Origin of the sequence: Helicobacter cinaedi CCUG 18818 = ATCC BAA-847, assembly GCF_000155475.1 — a bacterium.
Lineage (GTDB): Bacteria > Campylobacterota > Campylobacteria > Campylobacterales > Helicobacteraceae > Helicobacter_C > Helicobacter_C cinaedi.
In genome coordinates this window covers 214,476-238,537 of the sequence record NZ_DS990393.1, presented here as the reverse complement: position 1 = coordinate 238,537, position 24,062 = coordinate 214,476, and the positions used below count along the sequence as shown (strand labels likewise).

Genomic DNA, 24,062 nt, shown 5'->3' with positions numbered 1-24,062 from the left:
CACTACGCAAGAGCTAGATTCTAAAAATGGGCGAACATCTTTTGTCTCGCCTAGATACTCTATAATCCCTTGCTTTTGCCACTCTAGAATCTGCATTTTGCTTATCGCACTAGGATTTTCACAATCACTTGCGCCTAGCAGTTGGAAGCGGATTTTAAGTGGGAATGCAAACGATAATTTATTTATGCCCCCCCCCCCATTAGATTCTACTTTATTAGCTTCTTTCATAGATTCTTGCACCATTTTTGCCGCTTCTACAAACTCGCCCACGCCTTTATCCCATAGCATTCTAGCGATGAGTAAAAAGACTATTTCTCCTTGCTCCTGTGCTTTGACATCGCTGTTTTTAGGGGAAAAATACTCCGTATCCACCCCCTCACTATCAAGCAAAAAGGCTTGATTTTGTTTAATTAACTTATATGATAAAAACTCTTGCTTATCATCATTGTTTAAAAACCACACTTCTTGCGTTTTTTTAAGGGCGAAGCGATACATTTGGCACACGATAGAGCGTAGCACACGCTTTTTTATACTGCAATTTTTGCCCTTATCGTTGATAAACACATAGCCAAGTCCCGTGATGACAGCGATATTTGGGATTTTTAGGAAATTACACACGCTTGAAGAGTAAATGGCTGGTTTTATCGTGTAGTTAAACACTAGGGTTGGGCGTATGTGTTTTAGGAGTTTGTAGAGTGCGTAAGTGGTGCGGAAGTCTTTTAGCGGATTAAGGGATCTAGAATCTAAGTAGAGATTATGTGTGCTAAAGCCTTCTTGTTCTAAATATCTTGTGCTAGAGTCAAAAGGGGCGATGATATGGATAGCAAAGCCACTTTGTTGTAGGGATTTTAGGACTTGGAGACGGAAGTTATACATACCAAAGCAAGTATTACTCACAAATACGAGTCTAGGCGTTGGCTTTTGGGCTAAAAATGGCGATTGCTGCGATGGGTCTGCGGTCACTACCGCTTTAGGTAGCTCCCTTGCCCCACCTTGCAAAGCCCCATTTTTAGCTCCAAAATCCTGTCGCCTAGTTGCTTGGTTACAAAACACATTTTGAGTATTTTCGCAAATCCTAGAATCCTTTGCGGACTTGTTTAGAATTGTTGTGCTTGTGCTGGAATCTAACTTGCTGTTATTGCGAGCCGACTTGTCGGCGTGACAATCCATAGAATCCACTTGCACACTAGATTCTAGCTCGGTTTGGTTTTTTTCTTCTAAGATTCTAAGATTTGCGGTATTGCTTTCGTAGTTTTTTGGGGATTTTAGGGTAGAGCTAGACTTGAGGTCTGCGGTTGCCCTAAAATCCCCAAAATCCGCGGAATGATTACCCAAAGCTAAATCTACACAGGAGCTTACTGCTCTTTTATAGCACTCCACAATCCGTGATATATCAAAACGCCCTTTCACAAACACCCTAGCATTTGTTCTCATTTGGGCAAGTGTGGGTAGGTTTTGTGGCTTTGTAAGCGGGCTTTGTGCGAGTGGAAGTTTGTTTGAGATAAGCAAGGAGATAGCTAGGGCTAGGGCATTTATATCTTTTGGTGGGATAAGTATGCCATTTTGCCCGATAAGGAGATTTTCATAAGGGGTAAAAGGCGGAGTGACACACTCCTTGCAGTCCGCGATATTTGTGGTGATGATAGATTTGCCCATACTCATCGCTTCTAGCAACACCCTAGGCACACCTTCTTTATAGAAGCTTGGTAGCACCACACAAGAGCTAGATTCTAAAAATGGGCGAACATCGCTTGTGCTGCCTAGATACTCTATAATCCCTTGCTTTTGCCACTCTAGAATCTGCATTTTGCTTATCGCACTAGGATTTTCACAATCACTTGCACCTAAGAGCTGGAATCTAGGGAGTTTGAAATATTTTATCCCTAAAGACATTGGTGTGCCTTTAGGATAATGAGATTAAAGAGATTTAGAGTTTGATTTTGCCTAGGCTTAGAGTGTAAGCAAAAATGCGGATATAAGTAAGGCAGCGATTCCAATATTGTAATGACAATATGCAGGAGAGTAAGTATTGTGAGCGGATATAACGCATATATTTTGACATCTTGGGTGCTGGGATAAGCCCGGATTCCACAAGTGGCATAAGCGGAGCTAGAATCTCGGTCATTTGCGTGGAGTGCAAAGAATCTTGCAAGGATTGTCGCGTAGCCGCAGAATGCGATGTAGAGTTGTGTTGAGATTCTACTATATCCCCCCCCCCCGTGCATTCCACTTAAGCGTGATTCTAAGATAATAAGTGCGGCGAGATTTTTGCTCATAACTTGAGCTATGGTAGGCATAAGGGCGTTGTGTGATTTTAGCTTTTTACTAAGGGAATGTAAGGCTTGAATGATATAGGACATATCGTTAATTTTTTTCTGTTTTGCTTGTGGATTTTGCGTAATGGAGCCATCATTTAGACAATACATATAGAGTCTAGAATCCACGCTCACATAGCTCTTAGCAAACGCACTGATAACAAAAAACTTTAGCATATCTTCAGCCATTGTGAGCTTTAAGGGTATGAAGCTTTCAATAAGGGGCAAGGTTTGTTTAACAAGGGCAGTTTTATAGCATTTATCCCAAATAGTGAATTTAGGAAACTGCTTTGAATTTAAAAAGAAGTTATACGCAATTTGCTCGTTATGTAAAGGGGCTTTGCTAAAGCGAGTAGGGAGCATATAGCGGGTGTAGTGCGTGAGCTTTGCTAGAGGCTTAGTTTGTTTATTGACTGTGTAGTGGGATTTGAAGTGAATAATATCGGGGGTAGATTCTACGGTTTTTAAATCTATAAGCGTGTGCGTGTTGGCTAGAGTGGAATCTGTGAAAAGTTGAAGCATTTTTTCACAAGTCTCTAGCTTTAGGTAATCATCAGCATCTAAAAAGGCTATATACCTGCCACCTGCGGCTTTTATCCCTTCAATGCGTGAGCCAAAAGTGCCAAGATTTTTTTCATTATGGATAATGCGGATTCTACTATCTTTATCCGCATAGCGTTGTGCGATAGCAATAGAATCATCACTTCCGCAGTCATCTATTACTAGAATTTCAATGTTGTGTAAGGTTTGATTAATGCAAGAATCAAGGCAACGAGCAATGTAAGATTCTACATTATAAGTGGGGATAATGATAGAGATAGCACATTTACAATTTTGTATCACATAACGCCTTTGGGTTAGACTTGTGAAATTCTAGCATATTTAGGTAAGCCAAGAATAATGTATTTCATACTATAATATCCGCTTCATTGCTAAAGGAGATAAAATGCCCAAAAATTTTTATGTAGGCATACGAAGTGTTTTTGCTGTTCTTTTAATCGCTTTTTTTGTTTTTAGCGATAAGCCAAGTATAGATGCAAAACTTATGCAGGTTAATATTCAAACTTTTTTCTTATTTAAAAGTGTAATGCTTATTGTTGTGTATGGATTGTTTATTGTGGCACTTGTGCTTGTGGCTAGAAGTTCTAGTAGAATCTTTAGGTTTGCAGTTTTGGTTCTTGTAAGTATTTCAAGCTTATATGTTGATGTGTTTTATTACGCTTCAGGAAAGGTAATGGAATACATTGATTTTGTCATTTTGTATCAGTCAAAAGCAAATGTATTTGATGCTTTAAAAATGTATAATAGCGAGATAATGGCGGCTTTCCCACGATTATGCGTTTTGTGGATTGGGTTTATCATTATGCCTAAGGGATTAAAACATACACAAAAAAATATGAGATTTTTTATGACTGCGGGGGGGGGGGGGTATATATTATTACTCCTTTTAGTAGTTTTTGTTATGCTTACTTGCATATACCGACAAGGAGCAGCGACAAATAAGCTTCCAAGTCCATTAAGCCCATTAGCTCTTTTGTTGGCTTATGTTTATGATAATGCTTTTAGCACACATCCTTCTTATAATTACACAACCCTGCAAATGCCTTCTAATTCTCGTAAAATTTCACATATTGTTTTGATTGTTGATGAGAGCGTGAGGGCGGATTATTCTTCTTTTAAACGCTTAAGTAACATACCTGAAAGTTGGCATATTATTGACTATGGCACTGCTAATTCAGCTGCAAACTGCTCACATATAAGCAATATTATTCTTCGTAAAGGGGTAAGGAGCGGTAGAGTTACACAGGATTTTTATGAGAATCCATTGATTTGGAGTTATGCTATTAATGCTGGGTATGAAACTTATCTTTATGATGCACAGATGGGCGGGAATGGACACGACTTTTTTGATGCAAGTGAGTTGAGGCTTATTAGATATAATTTATCACAAACAAATATAGACAAAGATGCTGATATTTTGGAATCTTTGACATATCTTAATGATGAAACACCAAGCTTTACTTACATTATCAAAAAAGGCTCTCATTTTCCTTATTCTGCTCCTAAGGAGATTGTAGCAGAGCCACAAGATTCATATACAAAGGACAATCAAGAAAGAGTAATGTATCTTAGAAATGTGATTTGTCAAAGTGATATGTTTTTTGAAACTCTTTTTAAAAATCAATACAAGCAAGGAGTGCTGTTTATCTATACCTCTGACCACGGACAGAATCTCCAAGATGTGGCTGGACTTACGCATTGTTCAAGCACAAATCCATATTTTGGGGAAGGTGAAGTGCCACTAGTGATAATGAGTAATAGGGAGCTAGTTGGGCTTCAGGCATACGCAGATTCAAATTTAAATAGAGCATCACACTTTCATATTATCCCTACGATTCTTATGTATATGGGCTATGATATAGAGAATCTTGGGTATGCCAAAGAAACAAGTTTGTTTTACAAGGTAGATTCTATTGATGGGTTTTTCTATGGTGTGCCTTTTGGTTTTTTTGGGAGAGAGCCAGATTTTGCAGTAAGAGAATAAATTTTATAGCTGTATTTTTCCAAAACTCCCAGCAAATGCAAGAAGGCGGATAAGATTCTGCCATCTAAAAGCATAACGCAATGAAAGCAGCGTGGATTTTATATAGGGTGGTAAATCACAGCGTTTATCTAAGCCGTGCTTATGTAGAATCTTAAGCGATTGACAAAACTCATTATGGCTAAAGTCCCTACTCTCTATCATCAGCGTGGAGGCAACTTTGTGGCGGTATTTGCTAAGAAGTAAAGTGTGCTTTGGGTAAAGGGATAGAAGCTCTTGCGTGATTGATAGGAGTTTATCAAAATGTTGCTGTTTGAGCGTAAAAGTTTTAGGATCTTTGCGTTTGGTGATTGAGCTTGGATTGTGGCAATAAAAATATAGTGTATCGTTTATGCCAAAGTAGCTTGTAGATTCCATACTTGCTACAAGCACAAGCAGCCCATCTTCAAGCATATTAAGCGGTGGAGTGAAAAAATCAAGCTTTTTAAGAGAGGCAAGCAAAATAGAGGTTTTGTAGATTTTATCGCACAGACTTTGCGTATTATTACCCCCGCTGAGAAAGAGACGCATTTTATCATCTTTGAGTATGCCATTATGGACAATGGGTTTAATGCGTTTTAGGCTTTTTGGCTCATAAGCAATGGAAAAATGTGCCATATCAACTTTGTGATGGGTGATTGTGTTGTAGGCGATTTCACAAGCTTTTGGTGTTAGATAATCATCAGGGTCAGCAAACATACAAAACTCCGCTTGAGCGTGGCGTATGCCATTTGCCCGAGTGTGAAAAGTGCCTAGATTTTTTTCATTGTGGATAATGCGGATTCTCCTATCTTTATCTGCATAGCGTTGGGCAATTTGTATAGAATCATCACTCCCACAATCATCTACTATGATGATTTCTATATCACGCAAAGTTTGATTGATACAAGATTCTAAACACCTTGCGATATATTGTTCTACATTATAGACGGGGATAATGATAGATATAAGTGGGGTTAGGCTGTTTGAATGACCTTTTGAATCTGGGCGGAGATGTTGTGCCATTTTAAGCTTTCCGCCAAAAGGGTAAGGTCGTGGCTAAGGCTGTTATAAAGCATTTTATCCTTTGATAAATGTAAAATACAAGAAGCAAGGTCATTGGCATTGGGTTGGCAAATGATGGCACAGAGTTTATCATCTGCCCCCCCCCCCATTGCTATTTGCTAAAATAAATTGCTCTTTTAAGCCGCCGACATCGGTGCAGATTGTAGGCATAGCATTGGCGATTCCCACAGCGGCTACACCACTTTGACTAGCCTCTAAATAGGGCATAATGAGAATATGAGATTGATTAAAAAGTGTAATAATTTCTTGTTGTGAGAGAAAGGCATCAATAATCTCTATTTTTTTTCTAATAGATTCTTTAAGGTTGCTTGTATCATATTGATAGCTACTTTTTCCTGCGATGATGAGCTTACTAAATGAATCTTCAGGGAGCGTGTTTATAGCCTGTAATAGCAACTCTATGCCCTTATATTTACTTACTCGTCCAAAAAAGAGCAAAGTAGGCTTATGTGTGAAAGATTTTGGCTTAGTATGCAGACCATCAAAGGCAAAAATGCCGTGAGGTATGATGGATATATGTTTATTTTGTAAAAGTTTTGGGGATACAAGGGATTTGACATAATGTGTAAGAAAGATAATGTGTGTAGAGTGCTTGATACACGCGTTAATGAGGGCTTGTTGTAAGGGCAACTCATCGCCTAAATGCACGATTCCATCGTGTTCTGTAAGCACAACAGACTTATTATGAAGTCTAAAAGCAAGGATAAATGCAAGATTCCAAAAATGAAAATGTGGCAGATAAAGCACATCATATCGCCTTGCTATGAAGCAAAGCTTGATAAATATAAAGGGCAGGATAAAAAGGGAGTTTAGCACAAATGTAGCTTTGTTGGTGTAGGTTATCATTGTTTTGGCACAGGCGATTTTGCTTTCAACATTCACATATTTGCTTTGATATATGGTGTAGGGTAGGCTAAAATGCTTGAGTATGGAAATAGTGTAATGCTCAAAGCCTCCTCCCTTGCGTGTTAAAGAGGCAATAAGGACTTTTTTTGGCTTATTATTTTGCGTTATAGACACTTTGAATCCTTAAGGCTAATTCTTTTGGTAGGATAGATTTTATACTAAATTTGATAACCATAGAGAGATATTTCAAGCAAAAGGGCATAAGATATATAACATTATGCCTAGCAATAATGCGGACTTCTTCTTTGAAATACTGCCAACTTGGCTTTGATGAAAGCCCATAGGCGTCATATATGCTTACAATCATATCAATATAGCAAAATCGCTGCCCTTGGTTATAGATTGTTGTAAAAAAGGCATTATCCGCACAAATTTTAAAGCTTGTATCAAAGTGGTGTTGCCTAAGCAATGAAGTTTTGACAAACACGCTTTGATGACAAAAGGGCATACGATAGACGGGATTGCTTTTTACGCGTGGAATCTTGTTGTAGTTTTGACCTAAGCAAAACATCGTATCCCCATAAATGGCACTTATGGTGTGTGCTTGATATTCTTTCATCTATGTCCCTATGGTTTCTAATTTGCGAGTTGCGATTGTAGCAAGTCTCACTTAAAATAAGCCTTATAGCCTTTTAAGCCAAATGCTCCCACCGGTGTTTTTCTGGCTTAGGGGCAGGGCGGTGGCAAACTCGTCTTTGTAGAGATGATTTAAGCAGGTGTTGAAAAACACGATTTCAAAGGCGGTATTAAAGCTTAAGAATGTGCGTAAAAGATAAGTTTCATTCCACGAGTTTTTATCGCGTAGCCAGTCGTTGGGGTAGCTAAAGGGGTAAAAAATATCGTGGAAGTGGATATACACACCACTTTTAAGCCTAGGGAGAATCTCAAAAAAGATTCTATTGACATCGGAGTTGATTTTGGAGATATGCGTAGAATCTATAAACAAAATATCATTTGCTTCTAGCTATTCAAAAATGCTTAAATCTATCTCTTGTAAGCGGTTTGGCAAAATGCGTGTGTGGGGAGAATCTATATCGCTTTGTTTTAGAAGAGAATGTAAAAGGGCGGGGTATGGCTCAATGTGGGTGACATGCACAGAGTTTATCATCTGCCCCCCCCCCCGTTAGATGTGAAGAAAAGCTCCCTAACATCGTGTATAAGTGCGGAGCTAAAGCCAGAGCCAATTTCTATAATCCTTTGTGGTTGTAAGTGGCGTATCATAGAATACAGGCAGATTCCATCGCTATGGCAATAGGCTGGATTATCAAAGTAGTAGCGAAAATGGGGCTGCTTAGATTCCGTGAATGGTAGCTCTGCATAAAGCTTAGCAAATTCTTTGAGTAATGCTCTTTGGGATTCTAGTCTTAAATCTATGCCCACTAAATCACTTGGCTCACATAAGAGCGGTGAGCTATGCCTTCTTCTATCTCTTTGGCATTAGCAATGGGCGAGTAGAAATGCCCGCTTGGGACGAAATCTATTTGTCTAAAGACAGCTTGAGCCTTGCGGTAACATTTGCGTAAAATGCTTTTAAGCGTGGGCTTTTTACTCGGGGTGTTTAGATATATTGATGCTCCTTTATGTTTGGGATTAATTTGTCTTTTTGCCAAGCAGAATTCTAGCTTGGTTGCGGAAATTTGCCGGAATAGCATTGCGAATACATACGCGTGGGATTACCCAAAATATATATTTGAGTGCGTGAAATATGGGAAACAAGCAGTTGTATTTATAGCCGATTTGGCAGTCCTCTTTAAACATTTGCCACGATAGGCTTGAGCTTACTCCATCAACATTAAAGCTTGAAATCACTAGTGGGATATGAAGAAACATTACACCGCTATTGTATGCTCTAGTGAAAAAGTCTGTATCTCCAGCGATTTTAAAGCTTGTATCATAATGATAGCTTTGCATAAGAGAAGTGGCGATAAAGGCGGATTGATGGATAAAGCGGTGGTGATATTTGTGTGATTTTGTGGAGGCATAAAGAATCTTAGAATGTTCTTTATCATAGATAATTTGCGTATCGCCATAGATGATAAAGTTAGCAAAATTATGATGAGCTGCCCCCCCCCCGCACATTACAAAGAAGCGTGTGAAAAGCTCAAGTATTGTATTTGGGCTATAAAACCTATCCCCACAATTCATAAAGTTACACCACTCTCCAGTGGCGAGGTCTATGCCCTTATTCATCGCATCATAGATTCCACTATCAGCCTCACTTAGGAATTTAAACAAAAGATTTTTCTCTCTATGTGTAGCTTCAAGGTAGATTCTACCATTTTGCTCTTCGTATTTTTTAGAATCTGTATTCGCACACGAAGCGATATATTCCATAATCTTTTCTCTCGTGCCATCACTACTTGCCCCATCAATGATGATGTATTCTATCTGCGGATAGTCCTGTGCAGTTACAGAATCTAAAGTCTCCACAATGTGAGCTATATCATTATAAACAACAGTAATAACAGAGATGAGCGGAAGCTGCATTAGCCTAGTCTCCATTGTAAAATCTTATCGGCAAAAAGCGGCACAATATCGCCCATATTATCAAGGGGAATGTTAATTTTGCTTGGCACCTTGCTAGATTCTCTTACTAGCTTAACGCTTTTTTGCGGAATATTTTTAGAATCCAGCCCATAAATCTCAAATGCCCTATCACTCACAAAGGCTTGGAGATTTTCTAGTTTATTATGTTCTTCAAAGAGCTGAGCTAAAGCAGGGAGTAAAACAGGGGCGGAGAAAATCCCTGCCGCCCCTTTGGAGCTAAGCTTGGCAGATTCTAAATGCGGGGCAGAATCCGAGCCAAAGCTTGTTTTGGGGTGGGCGTTTAGGGCAGAATGCAACAGGGCTTGCTGGTCTTTTTTGGTTTTTAGCATAGGTTTGCAAAAATGATGTGGATTAAGCATACCCCCGCAGACATCGTCCAAATTCATACTGATATGGTGCAAAGTCAGCGTAGCGTAAAGATTTTCATAGGATTCTATGGCTTCAAGTGAGCGTCTATCGCTCATATGCTCTATAATAATGCGGAGTTTGGGGAAGTTTGTAGCGATGTGTTTAAACACTTTCAAAAACTCAAACTCCCTATCCATACAAAAGCCATTGCTCTCCCCGTGGATAGATAGGATAAAGCCTAGCTTTTCAGCCAAAGCAAAAATCTCTAGCGTTTTATTGTCTAAAATCTCACTCATACCATTTTCACTGCCTGTGGTCGCCCCCTTGGGATAAAGCTTTAAGATTCTAATACCATTAGCTTGTGCTTTTTCTAGCTCATCTTTATCTAAGCTTTGTGTAAGATAAATACTCATAAGCGGTGTGAAGTCCTTGCTACCGGATTTTGTGCTAGATTCTAGAATCTGCTTTTTATACTCAAGGGCAAGGGCGGTGGTGGTAATGGGCGTTTTGAGATTTGGCATAGCAAGGGCGGCACTAAAGGCTTGAGCAGTGAAAGGTAGCACAGAATCTAGCATTGCCCCTTCCCGCAAGTGCAGGTGCATATCAAGTGGATTTTGAATATAAAGTGTCATTTTGTGTCTTTATTGTGAATCTTGCACTTTTTAAGCAAAGTAAGCAGATGATTTTTATAGCTTTCACACTCATTTTGACTTGTCGCTTCAAAGCGTGTAACAAGCACAGGCGTGGTATTGCTTGCTCGTATCAAGCCCCAGCCATTATCAAATATCACACGCAATCCATCAATATCAATAATGTCCTTTATATGCGGAAAGTCGCTTGGTGGCGTTTGCAGGGCGGATTTTAACGCATTAATAAGAGCAAATTTTTGTTCTTCAGTGGTGTGAATCTTCTCTTCATCAGTACTGTATAGACGCGGTAAGGAGTGCATAAAACTTTCCATTTCACTTGGGCTATAATGTAAAAATAGCTCTAAAGCTCTCAAAGAGGCATAAATAGCATCATCATAGCCAAAATACCTATCATTAAAAAAGAGATGTCCGCTCATTTCAGCCGCTAGATGCGCATTTAACTCTTTTAATTTAACTTTTAGGTTGCTATGCCCGGTTTTATACATTACTGCCTTACCGATTTTATTAATCTCATCATACATTACTTGAGAGCATTTCACTTCGCCTATGACAATGGGGCTTAGGAAGTGGCGTTTCATATCTTTAGCAAATAAAATGGCTAACTCATCACCCTTGTAGTTATAGTGGCTTGTAAGCAATGCCAAGCGGTCTGCATCACCATCAAAGGCTATGCCTATGGGGAGATTTTCTTCTTTCATCTTTGCTTTTAAATCGTGGAGATTTTTCTCCTCACTTGGGTCTGGGTGGTGATTAGGAAAAGTGCCATCAGGGGCGAAAAATAGCGGTGTGTAGTTGATATTAAGATTTTTTAAAATCTGCTCTATGCCTACTCCGCCAACGCCATTACCGCAATCTACCGCAATGGGATAGGGGAAATTTTGAAGCGATGAAAAATGTTGTGTCAAGTAGGCGATATAATGCTCTAAGGCGTTAAGTTTGGTGGGTGTGGAAGTTTTAGAATCTGCTCGGCTTGAATTAGAATCTAAAGTGGCTTGAGATTCTAAGCTTTTTAGCATTGCGGGGAGTTTCGCCCCAAGTGTGCGGATTTGCTCTCCATAAAAAGGAGCTTTATTTATAGTGATTTTAAAGCCATTGTATTGTGGGGGATTATGCGAACCTGTAATCATAACAGAGTTTGGACAGGCAATAGAATCTATGGTGTTAAAAGCGGCAAAATACGCCACAGGCGTGGGGACAAGCCCTAGATTAAACACTTCAATGCCTACACTTTCAAAGCCTAAAGAGAACCATTCAAAAAGCTTGGGTGAATGTGTCCTAGCATCGTAACCAATATGCACTTTAGGTGTTAAGGCTAAATCCAAAATGTGTTTTCCTAGCAATGCCCCTATGCTAAAAACGACTTGTTTAGTCAAGTCCTTTTCAAAAATGCCGCGAATATCGTATTCTCTAAAAATATGCTGCATATAAATCCTTGCAAGTTGAAAGTATAAAACTAAAATGCGTGGCATTGTAGCAAAACTTTGTTACAAATCCCAAAGCAAGTTAAATCAAGTGTGTTTTTGCAAGTGTGTTTTTGAACTCCATTCAAACCTAACACTATAAAACATAATAGGGAAGCATTAAGAAACAAACATTTAAGAAAAATTGACTTAGTCATAGAATCTTAAGAAGTTTTAAGATAGAATAGGCGATTTTTGTTAAGGGAATATACAATTTCAACTTCACATTTGCGAGGAAATATGTTTAAAAAAACATTAGAGCAAGTTGTTACATACGAGGCAGGGAAGCCCATAGAACTTGTTGTGCGTGAGTTTGGTATCAAACTAAGTGAGATTATCAAACTTGGGAGTAATGAAAATCCTTATGGTGCTCCACCACGCGTTATAGAAATGATACAACAAAACGCACATAAAGCTTCCTTATACCCCGATGATTCTATGTTTGAGCTAAAAAATGCTTTAGCGTCTAAATTTAGCGTAAAATCTCACAATATTATCATTGGAGCTGGGAGCGATCAGATTCTAGAATTTTGTATGCACACACTCAACCACGAGAATGCCTGTGTGCTTATGGCAAAGACAACTTTTGCGATGTATGAAGTGTATGCAAAGATTGCTAATGTGGAGATTTGTAAAACACCAAGTGATGAGCATAAATTAGAAGAGTTTGAATCTCTGTATCGTGCTACACTAGAGCGTGGAAAGCGTGTGAGTGCGATATTTTTATGTGTGCCAAATAATCCTTTGGGGGAATGTTTAGATTCAGAATCTGTGGAGCAGTTTATACAAAAAATTAACAAAGATACACTTATTATCATTGATGGGGCGTATCAAGAGTTTGCCGCATATAAGGATAGGGCTAAGGCATTTTGCGTGGATAAGCTTATAGAAAAATATGAGAATGTCATCTATCTTGGGACATTTTCAAAAGCCTATGGGCTAGGCGGAATGCGTGTGGGCTATGGGATAGCAGATTCTCAAATTATTGCTATGCTCTATAAAGTCCGCGCTCCTTTTAATATCACAACCTTAAGTTTGCAGGCTGCTATTACTGCTTTGCAAGAGCAGGAGTTTGTAGATCAATGTGTAGAGCAAAATGCTAAGGAGATGGTGGGCTATGAAACTTTTGCTAGAGAGAATGGCTTTAGCTTTATCCCTTCTTATGCGAATTTTATAACCTTATCGCGTGAGGGTGTGGATTCTACGCATTTATGCCAGTGGCTATTGCAAAAAGGGCTAATTATCCGTAATCTTTCTTCCTATGGGCTTAATGCGTTTCGTATCACCATTGGCACAAAGAAGCAAAATGAGCGTGTTTTTGAGCTTTTGAAAGCTTATATTGTAAATCATCTTTCACATCATAGTTAGGGGCAATCGTGGATTTAAAACTCATTTTTGAACAAATCAGCAAGGTTTTAAATAAACTTAATAAGAAACAACGGATTATTATCCTTACGACATTTGTCGTGATTATTGCATTTTTGACTTATCTTGTTTTGTTTCGGGTTGAGACAAAAAATGAGTATGAAAACTACGATGTGCTTTTTAGCAACCTTAACCCTGAAGATTCTGCAGCGATTTTACAGCGATTACAACAGGATAAGATTCCCTATAAGATACCACAAGATAATATTATTTTAGTCCCAAAGGATAAAGTCTATGAGCAGAGAATCTCACTTGGCTCACTAGGATTGCCAAAGACAAGTAAAAATGTAGGCTTTGATATTTTATTAGAAAATAATGTTGGAGAAACGCCCTTTACACAGGATATGAAGTATCTTGTGGCTAAGCAAAATGAGTTAGCAAGGACGATTGAAAGCTTAAAGCCTATTGAAAAGGCTATTGTCAATATTTCTATGCCTAAGGAATCTTTGTTTGTGCAGGGCGGACATCCGCCATCGGCGTCTGTAAAAATCACCGTGCAGGATAATATGTTTTTATCCATTGAGCAGGTTGTGGGGATTAAGCACCTTGTGGCAGCAGCAGTTGAGCGACTTACCCCACAGAATGTAAAGATTATTAACCAAGATGGAGAGCTACTTGGTGAAGATGATGAAGCCACACAGCAATCCGCTCTAGGCAAACAAGCGGCATTCCAAAGAAAGTATCAGCAAAATGCAGAAAATGCAATGGAAGCCAAGATTGTGAAGTTTTTAAAACCAAGCGTGGGTGATGGGGTAGAAGCACAAGTAACAATGGACTTTGATTTTAGTGTGCGTAAGTCTGTGGCTGAAGTGTTTGGACAAAATCCTGTGGTGCGAGGAACACGAGAATATGAAAAAGAACGCAAAGGATTCCGTCCGCCACAAATTGGTGGAGTGCCCGGCGTTGTGAGTAATATCGGTCCGGTGCAGGGGCTTAAAGATGATGAGATGATGGAGTGGGAAAAAGAAAGCGAAGTTGTTATTAATAATGAAATTGATAAAACCGTAAGTGATATAAAAGAGCATTTTGGGGTGCTAAAGCGTGTGAGTGCGTCTGTAATGATTGATGGGACATATAAGGAAGCTGTGGGGGAAGATGGAGAGCCACGCTTAGAATACATACCGCGTTCGCAAGAAGAGATGGATAAATTTTTAGAGGGCGTGAAAAAGGCGATTGGCTACAATGAGGCTAGGGGTGATCAGGTTGAGGTGATTAATATGCAGTTTAGAAATTCACTGCTTGATTATCGTCCAAAAGATTCTTGGGAGCTATTCTCTGACAAAGTGGAGCGTTATCTTGGACCATTTATGCCATTGCTTAAGTATGTCATTGTGGCGGTTATTATCTTTATTTTCTACAAGAAAATCGTTGCACCATTTGCCGAGCGTATGCTTGAAGTGCAAGAAGAGGAAGATGATGATATTGAATCGCTTATGCAGATTGATGATGGTGAAGATGATGTCAATAAATTTAGTGAGTTACGCAAACGCGTGGAAGACCAGCTTGGGCTTAGCTCGGGCTTTGATGAGGATAGTATCAAGTATGAAGTCTTGCTTGAAAAAATGCGAAATGTCATTGCCGAGCGTCCTCAAGAGATTGGGGCATTATTCCAAACACTCATTAAAGATGAGCTTGATATAACTGAAGGTATCAAGCATTAAATGAAAAAGGAGTAGCTATGGCAATTACACTTAGTCCTAGACAAAGAGCGCAATATGATGAGCTTTCAATGGCAGAGAAAATTGCCATTTTGCTAGTCCAGCTAGGCGATGAGATTACTTCGGAGATTTTCCACCACCTTGATATTGATGCCATTACAGAAGTCAGTAAGCAAATCGCCCAGCTAAGTGGCACGGATAAAACCATTGGTGCGGCAGTGCTAGAGGAATTTTATGTCATTTTTCAATCAAATCAATACATTAACTCCGGCGGTATGGACTATGCGCGTGATTTATTGATTAAGGCTCTTGGACCTGAAGCGGCAAAGGCGATTTTAGATAAACTTGCTAAGACTATGCAGTCCCAAAAGAATTTTGCCTATCTTTCAAAAATCCGCCCACAGCAACTTGCAGACTTTATTATTAACGAACACCCTCAAACTATTGCTCTTATTCTCGCTCATATGGACGCAAGTGGTGCGGCTGAAACGCTAGGGTATTTTTCTGATGACTTGCGTGCAGAAGTGGCTATCCGTATGGCAAACTTAGGGGATATTTCCCCAAGTGTCGTTAAACGCGTCTCTGCCGTGCTTGAAAACAAACTAGAATCATTGACAAGCTACAAGGTAGAAGTGGGTGGCACACGCTCTGTGGCTGAAATCTTTAACCGCCTTGGACAAAAGGCTGCCAAAGCGACAATCGCACATATTGAGCAGATTGATGAGCAATTAGCTATTGAGATTAAAGAGATGATGTTTACCTTTGAAGACATCTCTAAACTTGATAATAACGCTATTAGAGAGATTCTCAAAATTGCGGATAAAAAGGATCTTACACTTGCACTTAAATCCGCCCCTGATGAGTTGAAACAAAAATTTATGGGGAATATGTCTCAAAGGGCGAGTGAGCAGTTTATGGAAGAGATGCAATTCCTTGGTGCGGTAAAAGTGCGTGATGTGGAATCTGCACAAAGAAAGGTTGTAGAAGTGGTGCAAACCTTGTCAGAACAAGGCTTAATCCAAATAGGAGAGCAAGACGATGTCATTGCTTAGTCAAGAAAATATTATTGGGCAAGAGGAGCTTAAAAATCATAATATTAAAAAATATGAGTTTAAGAGCATTACAAGTGAGATGTTAGAATCTGGCAAAATCCTAGAGCCAAGTAAAGAGATAAATAAAGAGACAACTAGCGAGATAAATGAAAGTGAGATTTTAGGTGAGACACAAGCTTCCACGGAGGTTCAAAACACAGAATCTACAATGCAAAAAATCGCTACCTTAGAGCAGGAACTAGTCGAGAGATTGTTACAAAAGACAGATGAGTTATCTAGCTCTTTAGCAAAGTTGCAGATTCAGTTTGAAAAACTGCAAGTAGAAAGTGAGCAAAGGGTAGCAAGTGCGAGAGAAGAAGGCTACAAGGACGGCTTTAGAGAGGCTGAAACTAAGGCAAAAGATGAGCTATTTGCCGAGATAAATACGCAGAAAAAATCGCTTGTAGATTCTATTATCACACTAGAATCTGCCTTAAAGCAAAGTCAAAAGCATTTGGAGGATTTGGAAAAGGAGCTAAGTGCGATTTCTGTGGATATTGCAAAAGAGGTGATTTTGAGCGAAGTGAGTGAAAACTCTCAAAAAATTGCGCTTGGTTTAACAAAGGAGTTGTTAAACTCCATAATGGACGCAACAAACATTAAAATCAAAGTCAATCCAAGTGATTATCTCTTCTTAAAAGAGCAGTTGAGTGAAAATACAAAGGTTGAGATTCTAGCTGATAGTGCTGTGAGTTTAGGCGGTGTGGTGATCGTAAGTGATAGTGGGAATCTTGATGGCACAATTATGGCACGATATAAGAATTTGAAGCAATCCGTGCTAGAAAATATGCGTGATTAATGGCAAAAGAGACTAGGAAAGATAAATGGAAATGGCAAAGGTGTCGGCATTGAATGAGACAAAGGATTTAGATTCTAGGGCGTTAGATGTGTGTCTAGCCAAAGAGAGTGTGTTTGATACCTTGCGGACAATGTCTTTAGATGAGCTTAAAAGTGTGGCAACCTGTATTCGCAAAAGAATCTTAGAAGTGGTGAGCACCAATGGCGGACATTTAAGCTCCACACTTGGAGCGGTAGATTTGATTATAGGTATGCACGCCGTCTTTGATGCAACAAAGCACCCTTTTATCTTTGATGTGTCTCATCAAGCTTACGCACATAAGATTCTAACCGGGCGTTTTAGTGAGTTTAGCACACTTCGGCAGTATGGGGGTATAAGTGGATTTTGCCACCCTAAAGAATCTGCGAGTGATTATTTTATCGCTGGGCATAGCTCTACTTCTATTTCTTTGGGCGTTGGGGCGGCTAAGGCTAGGGCGTTACAAAATAATGAATATATGCCTGTGATTATGATAGGCGATGGGTCAATGAGTGCGGGGCTCGTGTATGAAGCACTCAATGAACTAGGCGATAGAAAATACCCAATGGTGATTGTTTTAAATGATAATGAGATGAGTATCGCTAAGCCCATAGGTGCAATAAGCAACTATCTTTCACAGATTCTTACTACTCCACTGTATCAAAAAACACGCCATAGCATTAAAAAAGTCTTACAAAAAATGCCGGATTCAGCGACTTACCTTGCTAAACGCTTTGAAGAATCTTTGAAGCTCATCACGCCCGGGATTTTGTTTGAAGAGCTAGGGCTTGATTATGTAGGTCCCATTGATGGGCATAATATTGAACTCATTATCAATACACTACAAAGGGCAAAAGAGATGAAAAAGCCCGTGATTATCCACGCCCAAACGCTTAAAGGCAAGGGGTATGAGATAGCTGAAGGGCATTTTGAGCAGTGGCACGGCGTAGCTCCTTTTGATATAAGCACCGGCTCTGTGATTAAAAAATCCACTCAAATCACCCCAACAGCGGTCTTTTCAAAGGCTTTAGAATCCTGTTGCAATGATGAATTGGTCGTAGGCATTACCGCAGCTATGCCAAGCGGGACGGGAATGGATAGACTGATTGAAAAATATCCGCAAAGATTCTGGGATGTGGCGATTTGCGAGGCTCACGGGGTTACTTCAATGGCGGCAATGGCAAAGGAGGGCTATAAGCCATTTGTGGCGATTTACTCTACTTTTTTGCAGCGTGCGTATGATCAGCTGATACACGATGTTGGAATCTTAGGGTTGCCTGTGCGATTTTGCATTGATAGGGCGGGGATTGTGGGTGAAGATGGCGAGACACATCAAGGACTATTTGATATTGCCTACTTACGCTCTATTCCTAACTTTGTGCTTTTTGCCCCACGCGATAATGCAAGTTTAGCTCAAGCGGTTGACTTTGCCTATCATTGCGATAATGCCCCTTGTGCCTTTCGCTATCCGCGTTCAAAATTTGTGTTAGAAGATGGCGTGTTTGAATCTAGGGCATTTGAGCTAGGCAAGGCGGAGCTACTCATTCAAGGAGAAAAGATTCTGCTTATAGGCTATGGGAATGGCGTAGGCAGAGCGTATTATGTGCGAGAATCTTTGCGTGAATTTGGGCTAAATCCTACCTTGCTTGATTTGCGTTTTGTAAAGCCCCTTGACAAAGAGAGGCTTAAAATTTTGTGTCAAAGCCATACGCATATTTGCGTGTTGAGTGATAGCTATGCTATGGGCGGTGTGGGGAGTGCTTTGCTTGAGTTTATGGCGGAAGAAAATCTGCTGAATGTGGCATTTAAAAGCTTTGAAATACAAGATAGCTTTATTCCCCACGGCAATAGTGGTATTGTAGAATCTGCTCTTGGGCTAGGAACGCAAAGCCTAGCAGATTCTATTAAACAATGGGTTGGCGTATAGTTTTAGGCAATTATGGGTGATTTTAGAAAATTTTAAAGAATAATCAAGTAAAATCCCCACCTTGTTTTTAGGTTTAAGCCTAATAAACGCTTGCGGGAATGGCGAAATTGGCAGACGCACCAGACTTAGGATCTGGCGCCGCAAGGCGTGGAGGTTCAAGTCCTCTTTCCCGCACCACTTCTTTTTTATTTCCCCAAATCTTTTTGTTTATATGTCGTTTTTAAGTCTTAGTTTGCTACAATCGCATTCTTAAAAATTTTCAAGGGTCTTCGTAATGGATACAGCTCAACCTCAAAATATTGAACGCAAAAAAATTTATAATCCAGAATCTAAAGAGAGCGTAAAAGATCGTAAGATTTTTGGCGGGAATCCTACAAGTATGTTTGATTTGAATAAAATCAAATATCAGTGGGCTTATAATCTTTGGAAAACAATGCTCGCAAACACTTGGTTTCCTGAGGAAGTTAATCTCAATGGCGATAAGCGTGATTATGCCGATGGGCTAACTGCCCAAGAAAAAGCGGGGTATGATAGGGCGTTAGCACAACTTATCTTTATGGATTCTTTACAGACAAATAACCTTATTGATAATGTTAATCCCTACATCACAAGCCCAGAGATTAATCTTATCCTTGTGCGTCAGGCTTTTGAAGAGGCATTGCATTCACAAAGCTATGCGGTTATGGTGGAATCTATCTCGGCAAATACAGATGAGATTTATGAAATGTGGCGTGTGGATATGCAGCTAAGGAGCAAAAACGACCATATAGCCAATGTGTATATTGAGCTTGGCAAACAACCAACAGAGCAGAATCTGCTTAAAGCACTCTTTGCGAATCAAATTTTAGAGGGTATATATTTTTATAGTGGATTCTCATATTTTTATACACTTGCTCGTAGTGGTAAAATGCTAGGCTCTGCCCAAATGATACGCTTTATCCAGCGAGATGAGGTAACGCATTTGCTTGTGTTTCAGCAAATGATAAACGCCTTAAGAAAGGAGCAGCCACATCTTTTTACTCCTTCGCTTGAAGAAGAGGTTATAGCGATGTTTCAAAAGGCGGTGGAAATAGAATCTGTGTGGGGAGAATATATCACGCAAGGGCAGATTCTAGGGCTGACTGCGGAGATTATACGAGAGTATATTCAATACCTTGCAGATATGCGTTTAAGGGCGGTGGGGTTAAGAGAGATTTATCATTCAAAAAATCCTATTAAGTGGGTTGAGCAGTTTGCAAGCTTTAATGACCAAAAAACAAATTTCTTTGAAGCTAAGGTTACAAATTATTCAAAGGGGAGTATTAATTTTGATGATTTCTAAAAAACTTTATTGTATGCAGATAAAGACGGGGCAGGATTTTGCTAGGAATTTGAAACAGGTGGAGGATTTTGTCGCACAATGTGGTAAAGATGCCATTATTTGCGCACCTGAAGTGGTGCTAAGTGGCTTTGCCTATCAGCGTATGGAAGAAGCAAGTGAGTTTTCTAAACTCGCCACAGAGCGACTTTTAGAATGCAGTGCGAAGTATAAAAATACGCTTATTACCACAATGATTGAAAAGAAAAATAAAAAGTTTTTTAATAATCTTAAAGTGTTTCATAAAGGCGAGGTGATTCACAAGCAGAGTAAAAATAAGCTCTTTTTACTAGGTGATGAGCAGTTGCATTTTCAGGCAGGGGATAAAGATGAGATAGGCTTTTTTGAGATAGATGGGCTAAGATGTGCGGCTTTAATCTGCTTTGAGTTGCGTTTTGTTGAGTTGTGGGAGCAAATTAAAGGGGCAGATGTGATTTTTGTAAGCGCACAATGGGGCAAGGCAAGAAAAAATCACTTTGAGATTCTATCCCAAGCCCTTGCTGTGGCGAATCAAGCTTTTGTTGTGGCGAGTAATAGTGCTAATGACACTATGGCAAAGGGAAGCTCAATCATCACGCCTTATGGCGTTGTATATAAAAATGATAAGAAAAATTATATTGCCCAAGTGGTGGATATAAATGAAACTTCGCGTATGAGAAAATATCTCAATACGGGCATACAGATTAATGTATAAAAGCATAAGCAGGGCAGTGTGTAAGGAAAGCGTGTAGGGACTATGTATAGAAAACTAGCAAAAAAAATGTGTGATGAGATACAGGCAAAACTCCCATTATCGCCCAAAGTTATACAAGCCCTAAGTAGCGTTAATCGTGAAATATTCGTCCCTCCTGCTTTTGCTCATCTCTCTTATGAGATTAATGCTTTGCCAATGGTAGATTCACAATGGATTAGCTCACCTTTGACCGTGGCTCAAATGACGGAATATCTCGCTCCAAATGGTGGAGATTCTGTGCTGGAGATTGGCTGTGGGAGTGGGTATCAAGCAATGGTATTATCAAAAATGTTTCGCAGGGTTTTTAGCATTGAACGCATTGATAAGCTTTTAAGTGAAGCAAGGGAGCGTTTTAGGGCGTTACAAGTGCATAATATCTTTGTTAAACTCGATGATGGGCAAAAGGGCTGGGCGGAATATGCCCCTTTTGATGCAATATTGTTTTCAGCGTGTGCGAGAGAGATTCCACAAGGGATTGTGAATCAGCTTGAAGATGGTGGCACTATTGTCGCACCTATGCTTGATGGGGGGCGACAGATTATCAAGCGATTTAGAAAAGTTAAAGGGGTTTTAGATAAGGGTGAAAGCCTTGGGGAGTGCTTATTTGTTGATGTGCAAAATGGTGTGGTAAGGTAGCTTTGGGGCAAAAGGGGTAAAAATATGCTAGGCTTTATCTCTCTTTCTTTGTTTTATGCTTTTATTGGGGTATTGCTTATTCATTTGTATAGTGGCACTTATACGCATTTTTCCGCGTTGCTTAGAGCGACTTTTGCTTCCACTCGGTATAGAATCTACTTTATGCTGTTGTTTATTTTTTCACTTGCAATGCTTTATTGGCTTGAAGCTGGGGCGGTTTATGTGGTGCTTATGCTTTTATTGTTACTTGGTCTCATTGATATCCAATGCCTTGCCTTGCCTGATGTGCTAAATTTTTTACTGCTTTTAGTGTGTGTAGTGTTTGCTTTTTTAGATTCTATGTTTATGCAAGAGAGCTTCATACAAAGGGTGTTACTTGGCTTTGGCGTTGGTGGAGTATTTTTTGCACTCAAAATTATGTATCAATCTATGGCGAAAAAGGATATTATCGGGGAGGCAGATATAATTGTGCTAAGCTCTATTGGCATTGCCTTTGGGGTGCTTGATGCATTTGTGGCTGTATTTTTAGGTAGTATTGTCGCACTCTTTTATGCGGTTGTTTTAAGGGTATTTTACAAAGTAAATCTTGTGAATCTTAAGCTTCCATTTTGTTTTTTTATTTTTGTGGGTGTTTTGCTGAATTTTATATGGCTACATTTTGTTATGAGCGAGAATCTTGGCAATGCTTAAAAAATATCTTTTTAGCTCTTTTGCACAGATTTTTTTCCCATTTTTTCTCGTGCTGTTTTTTATCGCTTCTGTGGTGTTGCTCATTGACATAGCTGGGCGGACTTATGTAGTGAAAATGAGCTTTTTAGATTTAGGGACATTATTTATGTATCTTATCCCAAGTAGTCTGTTTTTTATTATCCCTATTACCTTTTTTGCCGCACTTGTGCTTGGAATCTCGCGTCTAGCGTATGATTATGAGCTTATGGTGTGCTTTTCACTTGGGAGTAAGCCACTTGATATGGTGCGATTTTTTTTGCCTATTACGCTTCTTGCCACTTTGGTTTTATTTGTATTTTCATTTATTTTGCTGCCTTTAACCACAAGTGCGTCTAAAAATTTTGTAGCACAAAAAAAGGCGGATATTGATGTAAATATTAAACCCGGTGAGTTTGGGCAAAAGCTTGGTGATTGGCTTGTGTATGTGGATAGTGTGGATAATCGCAAATATCAAAATCTCGTGCTATTTTCGGAAAATGGCTTTGAGGGCGATACTTTTATTGTCGCGCAATCTGGGCAAACAAATAATAATCAAGGCTTGTTTGAGCTAAATCTCACATCGGGCAAAGCCTATTTTGCCGCACCCGAGGAGATAAAAAGGGTGGATTATAATACAATGAGTGTGCGACAAAATGTTAGTGAGCCACAGCTTAGCGGATATGACTTGATAGCCTATTGGAAAGAAGCCTTTAGCCTTGAATCTCGCCAAAAACTCCGCAAACTCGCTCAAGCTGTAATGGTCTCACTTTTTCCTTTAGTTTCTATCTTTTTAATTCCGCTTTTTGGCATTGCTAATCCGCGATTTCGATCTAATATGTCGTATTTTTATGTGATTGGCTCTGTGGCGTTATATTTTGTGCTTATGTACATCGCTTCGGATAATTTTGCCCTTGTTGGAATGATAAGCATACCGATTTTGTGGTTTTTTGGCGGATTTTTTCTGTATAAAAAATTTATCGCAAGGTTTTATTAATGCCACGATACAAGGCTGTGATTTCCTATGATGGCAGTGCATTTTATGGCTTTGCCTTACAAAAGCATAAGCCAAGTGTGCTGGGAGCATTGCAAGATGGATTTTCGCGTGTGGGGATAAGGGGCGAGATTCTAGGGACTTCACGCACGGATAAGGGTGTGCATTCCACAGGGCAGGTCATTAGCTTTGAATCTAGGCATTTTGAGGATAGCCACACCTTGCAGAATCTGCTGAATGCTAAATTGTATCCGCATATTGCGGTGCGGAGACTGGAAAGAGTGAATGAAGATTTTCACCCAAGATTCCACGCTTTGTGGCGAGCTTATCGCTTTTTGCTTAGCTCTCACGCTCCAAGTCCTTTTCAATCAGCCTATGTGAGCTATGAAAAAATAGGCAATAGGGCGTTGTTTCAATCTGCTTTGAGTATGTTTAAGGGGAAGCATAATTTTGCTTTGTTTAAGAAAAATGGCTCTTTTACAAAAGATTCTATCCGTGATATTTTTAGAATTTTTAGCTATCAGCATAAGGGCTTAGATATTGTGTATATAAAGGGCAATGGCTTTTTGCGTTCCCAAGTGCGACTAATGGTGGGTGCGGCATTAAGCGTAAGTCGCGGTGAGCTAAGTTTAGAAAGTCTGCAAGAGCAGATTCAAGCTAAAAAAAGACATTATAACTTCCCCATAAGCCCAAATGGCTTATATCTTTGTGGTGTGGGGTATAGCAAAATAAAAAAATAGAATCTTAAAAGTTTAAAGGTTTAATTACACGCCCCTAATCAGTTTGGTTTAGTATTCTTTTAAAACTCATTTGCTATAATGTCGCCCAACCTAGATGACGCGTCTTT

Annotated in this window: 25 protein-coding genes and 1 tRNA gene; 13 read left to right on the top strand and 13 right to left on the bottom strand. The window is 39.5% G+C overall.

The genetic code is table 11. The features are described from left to right. Both HCCG_RS12965 and HCCG_RS09055 read right to left on the bottom strand, forming a co-directional pair. A partial coding sequence (locus HCCG_RS12965) for a glycosyltransferase (protein ID WP_050754592.1) occupies window positions 1-1,893 on the bottom strand: 1,893 nt, incomplete at its 3' end. Continuing rightward, entirely contained in the window at window positions 1,884-3,158 is a 1,275-nt protein-coding gene (locus HCCG_RS09055) for a glycosyltransferase family 2 protein (RefSeq protein WP_002957205.1), read from the bottom strand. The genes HCCG_RS12965 and HCCG_RS09055, both read right to left, overlap by 10 nt. 103 nt (window positions 3,159-3,261) lie before the next feature. On the opposite strand from HCCG_RS09055, the gene HCCG_RS09050 reads away from it, so the two are divergent. After that, window positions 3,262-4,860 (top strand): sulfatase-like hydrolase/transferase, encoded by a 1,599-nt coding sequence (locus HCCG_RS09050; RefSeq protein WP_002957204.1) that lies wholly within the window; start codon window positions 3,262-3,264, stop codon window positions 4,858-4,860. A 3-nt stretch (window positions 4,861-4,863) separates the two neighbouring features. On the opposite strand, the gene HCCG_RS09045 is transcribed toward HCCG_RS09050, so the two are convergent. The 11 genes from HCCG_RS09045 to HCCG_RS09005 all read right to left on the bottom strand — a co-directional run bounded on the left by HCCG_RS09045 (window position 4,864) and on the right by HCCG_RS09005 (window position 11,836). Next, a complete protein-coding gene (locus HCCG_RS09045; RefSeq protein WP_002957203.1) occupies window positions 4,864-5,901 on the bottom strand; it encodes a glycosyltransferase family 2 protein in 1,038 nt (345 codons plus the stop codon). Next, window positions 5,853-6,050, bottom strand: a complete 198-nt coding sequence (locus HCCG_RS12010; RefSeq protein ID WP_002957202.1) for a hypothetical protein — start codon at window positions 6,048-6,050, stop codon at window positions 5,853-5,855. The genes HCCG_RS09045 and HCCG_RS12010 overlap by 49 nt, the downstream gene beginning before the upstream one ends. Beyond that, on the bottom strand, window positions 6,031-6,981 hold the full coding sequence (locus tag HCCG_RS09040) for a glycosyltransferase family 4 protein (RefSeq protein WP_002957201.1): 951 nt from the start codon (window positions 6,979-6,981) through the stop codon (window positions 6,031-6,033). Before HCCG_RS09040 ends, HCCG_RS12010 begins: the two co-directional genes overlap by 20 nt. Then, the gene (locus HCCG_RS09035; protein WP_002957200.1) at window positions 6,962-7,426 is read right to left on the bottom strand and encodes a glycosyltransferase family protein; all 465 of its coding nucleotides are present in this window, start codon (window positions 7,424-7,426) and stop codon (window positions 6,962-6,964) included. The genes HCCG_RS09040 and HCCG_RS09035 overlap by 20 nt, the downstream gene beginning before the upstream one ends. Window positions 7,427-7,489: 63 nt before the next feature. Further along, window positions 7,490-7,813 (bottom strand): class I SAM-dependent methyltransferase, encoded by a 324-nt coding sequence (locus HCCG_RS09030; protein WP_002957199.1) that lies wholly within the window; start codon window positions 7,811-7,813, stop codon window positions 7,490-7,492. An 18-nt stretch (window positions 7,814-7,831) separates the two neighbouring features. After that, window positions 7,832-7,975 carry a hypothetical protein gene (locus tag HCCG_RS12005; RefSeq protein ID WP_154645879.1) on the bottom strand — a complete coding sequence of 48 codons (144 nt, stop codon included), beginning with the start codon at window positions 7,973-7,975 and terminating at the stop codon, window positions 7,832-7,834. Beyond that, window positions 7,972-8,247 carry a hypothetical protein gene (locus HCCG_RS09025; RefSeq protein WP_034548452.1) on the bottom strand — a complete coding sequence of 92 codons (276 nt, stop codon included), beginning with the start codon at window positions 8,245-8,247 and terminating at the stop codon, window positions 7,972-7,974. Before HCCG_RS09025 ends, HCCG_RS12005 begins: the two co-directional genes overlap by 4 nt. Next, a complete protein-coding gene (locus tag HCCG_RS09020; RefSeq protein WP_034548450.1) occupies window positions 8,247-8,477 on the bottom strand; it encodes a hypothetical protein in 231 nt (76 codons plus the stop codon). Before HCCG_RS09020 ends, HCCG_RS09025 begins: the two co-directional genes overlap by 1 nt. Beyond that, window positions 8,458-9,354, bottom strand: a complete 897-nt coding sequence (locus HCCG_RS09015) for a glycosyltransferase family 2 protein (protein WP_002957198.1) — start codon at window positions 9,352-9,354, stop codon at window positions 8,458-8,460. The genes HCCG_RS09020 and HCCG_RS09015 overlap by 20 nt, the downstream gene beginning before the upstream one ends. After that, window positions 9,354-10,394 carry a dihydroorotase gene (gene pyrC / locus HCCG_RS09010; protein ID WP_002957197.1) on the bottom strand — a complete coding sequence of 347 codons (1,041 nt, stop codon included), beginning with the start codon at window positions 10,392-10,394 and terminating at the stop codon, window positions 9,354-9,356. The genes HCCG_RS09015 and pyrC overlap by 1 nt, the downstream gene beginning before the upstream one ends. Next, window positions 10,391-11,836 (bottom strand): phosphomannomutase/phosphoglucomutase, encoded by a 1,446-nt coding sequence (locus tag HCCG_RS09005; RefSeq protein WP_002957196.1) that lies wholly within the window; start codon window positions 11,834-11,836, stop codon window positions 10,391-10,393. The genes pyrC and HCCG_RS09005 overlap by 4 nt, the downstream gene beginning before the upstream one ends. 276 nt (window positions 11,837-12,112) lie before the next feature. Between HCCG_RS09005 and hisC the strand changes: the two genes are divergently transcribed. The 12 genes from hisC to truA all read left to right on the top strand — a co-directional run bounded on the left by hisC (window position 12,113) and on the right by truA (window position 23,955). Next, window positions 12,113-13,240: a histidinol-phosphate transaminase gene (gene hisC, locus HCCG_RS09000; RefSeq protein WP_002957194.1), complete on the top strand. Its 1,128-nt coding sequence runs from the start codon at window positions 12,113-12,115 to the stop codon at window positions 13,238-13,240. A gap of 8 nt (window positions 13,241-13,248) precedes the next feature. Next, on the top strand, window positions 13,249-14,958 hold the full coding sequence (gene fliF / locus HCCG_RS08995) for a flagellar basal-body MS-ring/collar protein FliF (protein ID WP_002957193.1): 1,710 nt from the start codon (window positions 13,249-13,251) through the stop codon (window positions 14,956-14,958). A gap of 17 nt (window positions 14,959-14,975) precedes the next feature. Further along, window positions 14,976-16,007 carry a flagellar motor switch protein FliG gene (fliG, locus tag HCCG_RS08990; RefSeq protein ID WP_002957192.1) on the top strand — a complete coding sequence of 344 codons (1,032 nt, stop codon included), beginning with the start codon at window positions 14,976-14,978 and terminating at the stop codon, window positions 16,005-16,007. Continuing rightward, entirely contained in the window at window positions 15,994-16,845 is an 852-nt protein-coding gene (fliH, locus tag HCCG_RS08985) for a flagellar assembly protein FliH (RefSeq protein ID WP_002957191.1), read from the top strand. Before fliG ends, fliH begins: the two co-directional genes overlap by 14 nt. A 25-nt stretch (window positions 16,846-16,870) precedes the next feature. After that, window positions 16,871-18,790 (top strand): 1-deoxy-D-xylulose-5-phosphate synthase, encoded by a 1,920-nt coding sequence (gene dxs / locus HCCG_RS08980; RefSeq protein WP_015453261.1) that lies wholly within the window; start codon window positions 16,871-16,873, stop codon window positions 18,788-18,790. Between the two features lie 92 nt (window positions 18,791-18,882). Continuing rightward, a tRNA-Leu gene (locus HCCG_RS08975) sits at window positions 18,883-18,967 on the top strand. Between the two features lie 97 nt (window positions 18,968-19,064). Beyond that, a complete protein-coding gene (locus HCCG_RS08970; RefSeq protein WP_002957189.1) occupies window positions 19,065-20,111 on the top strand; it encodes a ribonucleotide-diphosphate reductase subunit beta in 1,047 nt (348 codons plus the stop codon). Then, window positions 20,101-20,841, top strand: a complete 741-nt coding sequence (locus tag HCCG_RS08965; protein ID WP_015453262.1) for a carbon-nitrogen hydrolase family protein — start codon at window positions 20,101-20,103, stop codon at window positions 20,839-20,841. The genes HCCG_RS08970 and HCCG_RS08965 overlap by 11 nt, the downstream gene beginning before the upstream one ends. 42 nt (window positions 20,842-20,883) lie before the next feature. Further along, entirely contained in the window at window positions 20,884-21,516 is a 633-nt protein-coding gene (locus HCCG_RS08960) for a protein-L-isoaspartate(D-aspartate) O-methyltransferase (protein ID WP_002957187.1), read from the top strand. Window positions 21,517-21,540: 24 nt separating this feature from the next. Then, entirely contained in the window at window positions 21,541-22,206 is a 666-nt protein-coding gene (locus tag HCCG_RS08955) for a prepilin peptidase (RefSeq protein WP_002957186.1), read from the top strand. After that, window positions 22,199-23,218 (top strand): LptF/LptG family permease, encoded by a 1,020-nt coding sequence (locus HCCG_RS08950; protein WP_050754591.1) that lies wholly within the window; start codon window positions 22,199-22,201, stop codon window positions 23,216-23,218. The genes HCCG_RS08955 and HCCG_RS08950 overlap by 8 nt, the downstream gene beginning before the upstream one ends. Next, a complete protein-coding gene (gene truA, locus HCCG_RS08945; RefSeq protein ID WP_002957184.1) occupies window positions 23,218-23,955 on the top strand; it encodes a tRNA pseudouridine(38-40) synthase TruA in 738 nt (245 codons plus the stop codon). Before HCCG_RS08950 ends, truA begins: the two co-directional genes overlap by 1 nt. The last annotated feature ends 107 nt before the right edge of the window (window positions 23,956-24,062 follow it).

Coding starts and splice junctions, on each gene's coding strand:
- hisC (WP_002957194.1), top strand. CDS start 12,113: ATGTTTAAAAAAACATTAGAGCAAGTTGTTACATACGAGGCAGGGAAG.
- HCCG_RS08955 (WP_002957186.1), top strand. CDS start 21,541: ATGCTAGGCTTTATCTCTCTTTCTTTGTTTTATGCTTTTATTGGGGTA.
- pyrC (WP_002957197.1), bottom strand. CDS start 10,394: ATGACACTTTATATTCAAAATCCACTTGATATGCACCTGCACTTGCGG.
- HCCG_RS08960 (WP_002957187.1), top strand. CDS start 20,884: ATGTATAGAAAACTAGCAAAAAAAATGTGTGATGAGATACAGGCAAAA.
- truA (WP_002957184.1), top strand. CDS start 23,218: ATGCCACGATACAAGGCTGTGATTTCCTATGATGGCAGTGCATTTTAT.
- fliG (WP_002957192.1), top strand. CDS start 14,976: ATGGCAATTACACTTAGTCCTAGACAAAGAGCGCAATATGATGAGCTT.
- HCCG_RS09005 (WP_002957196.1), bottom strand. CDS start 11,836: ATGCAGCATATTTTTAGAGAATACGATATTCGCGGCATTTTTGAAAAG.
- HCCG_RS09050 (WP_002957204.1), top strand. CDS start 3,262: ATGCCCAAAAATTTTTATGTAGGCATACGAAGTGTTTTTGCTGTTCTT.
- HCCG_RS12005 (WP_154645879.1), bottom strand. CDS start 7,975: ATGATAAACTCTGTGCATGTCACCCACATTGAGCCATACCCCGCCCTT.
- dxs (WP_015453261.1), top strand. CDS start 16,871: ATGGAAATGGCAAAGGTGTCGGCATTGAATGAGACAAAGGATTTAGAT.
- fliH (WP_002957191.1), top strand. CDS start 15,994: ATGTCATTGCTTAGTCAAGAAAATATTATTGGGCAAGAGGAGCTTAAA.
- HCCG_RS08965 (WP_015453262.1), top strand. CDS start 20,101: ATGATTTCTAAAAAACTTTATTGTATGCAGATAAAGACGGGGCAGGAT.
- HCCG_RS09045 (WP_002957203.1), bottom strand. CDS start 5,901: ATGGCACAACATCTCCGCCCAGATTCAAAAGGTCATTCAAACAGCCTA.
- HCCG_RS09015 (WP_002957198.1), bottom strand. CDS start 9,354: ATGCAGCTTCCGCTCATCTCTGTTATTACTGTTGTTTATAATGATATA.
- HCCG_RS12010 (WP_002957202.1), bottom strand. CDS start 6,050: ATGGGGGGGGGGGCAGATGATAAACTCTGTGCCATCATTTGCCAACCC.
- HCCG_RS08950 (WP_050754591.1), top strand. CDS start 22,199: ATGCTTAAAAAATATCTTTTTAGCTCTTTTGCACAGATTTTTTTCCCA.
- HCCG_RS08970 (WP_002957189.1), top strand. CDS start 19,065: ATGGATACAGCTCAACCTCAAAATATTGAACGCAAAAAAATTTATAAT.
- HCCG_RS09035 (WP_002957200.1), bottom strand. CDS start 7,426: ATGAAAGAATATCAAGCACACACCATAAGTGCCATTTATGGGGATACG.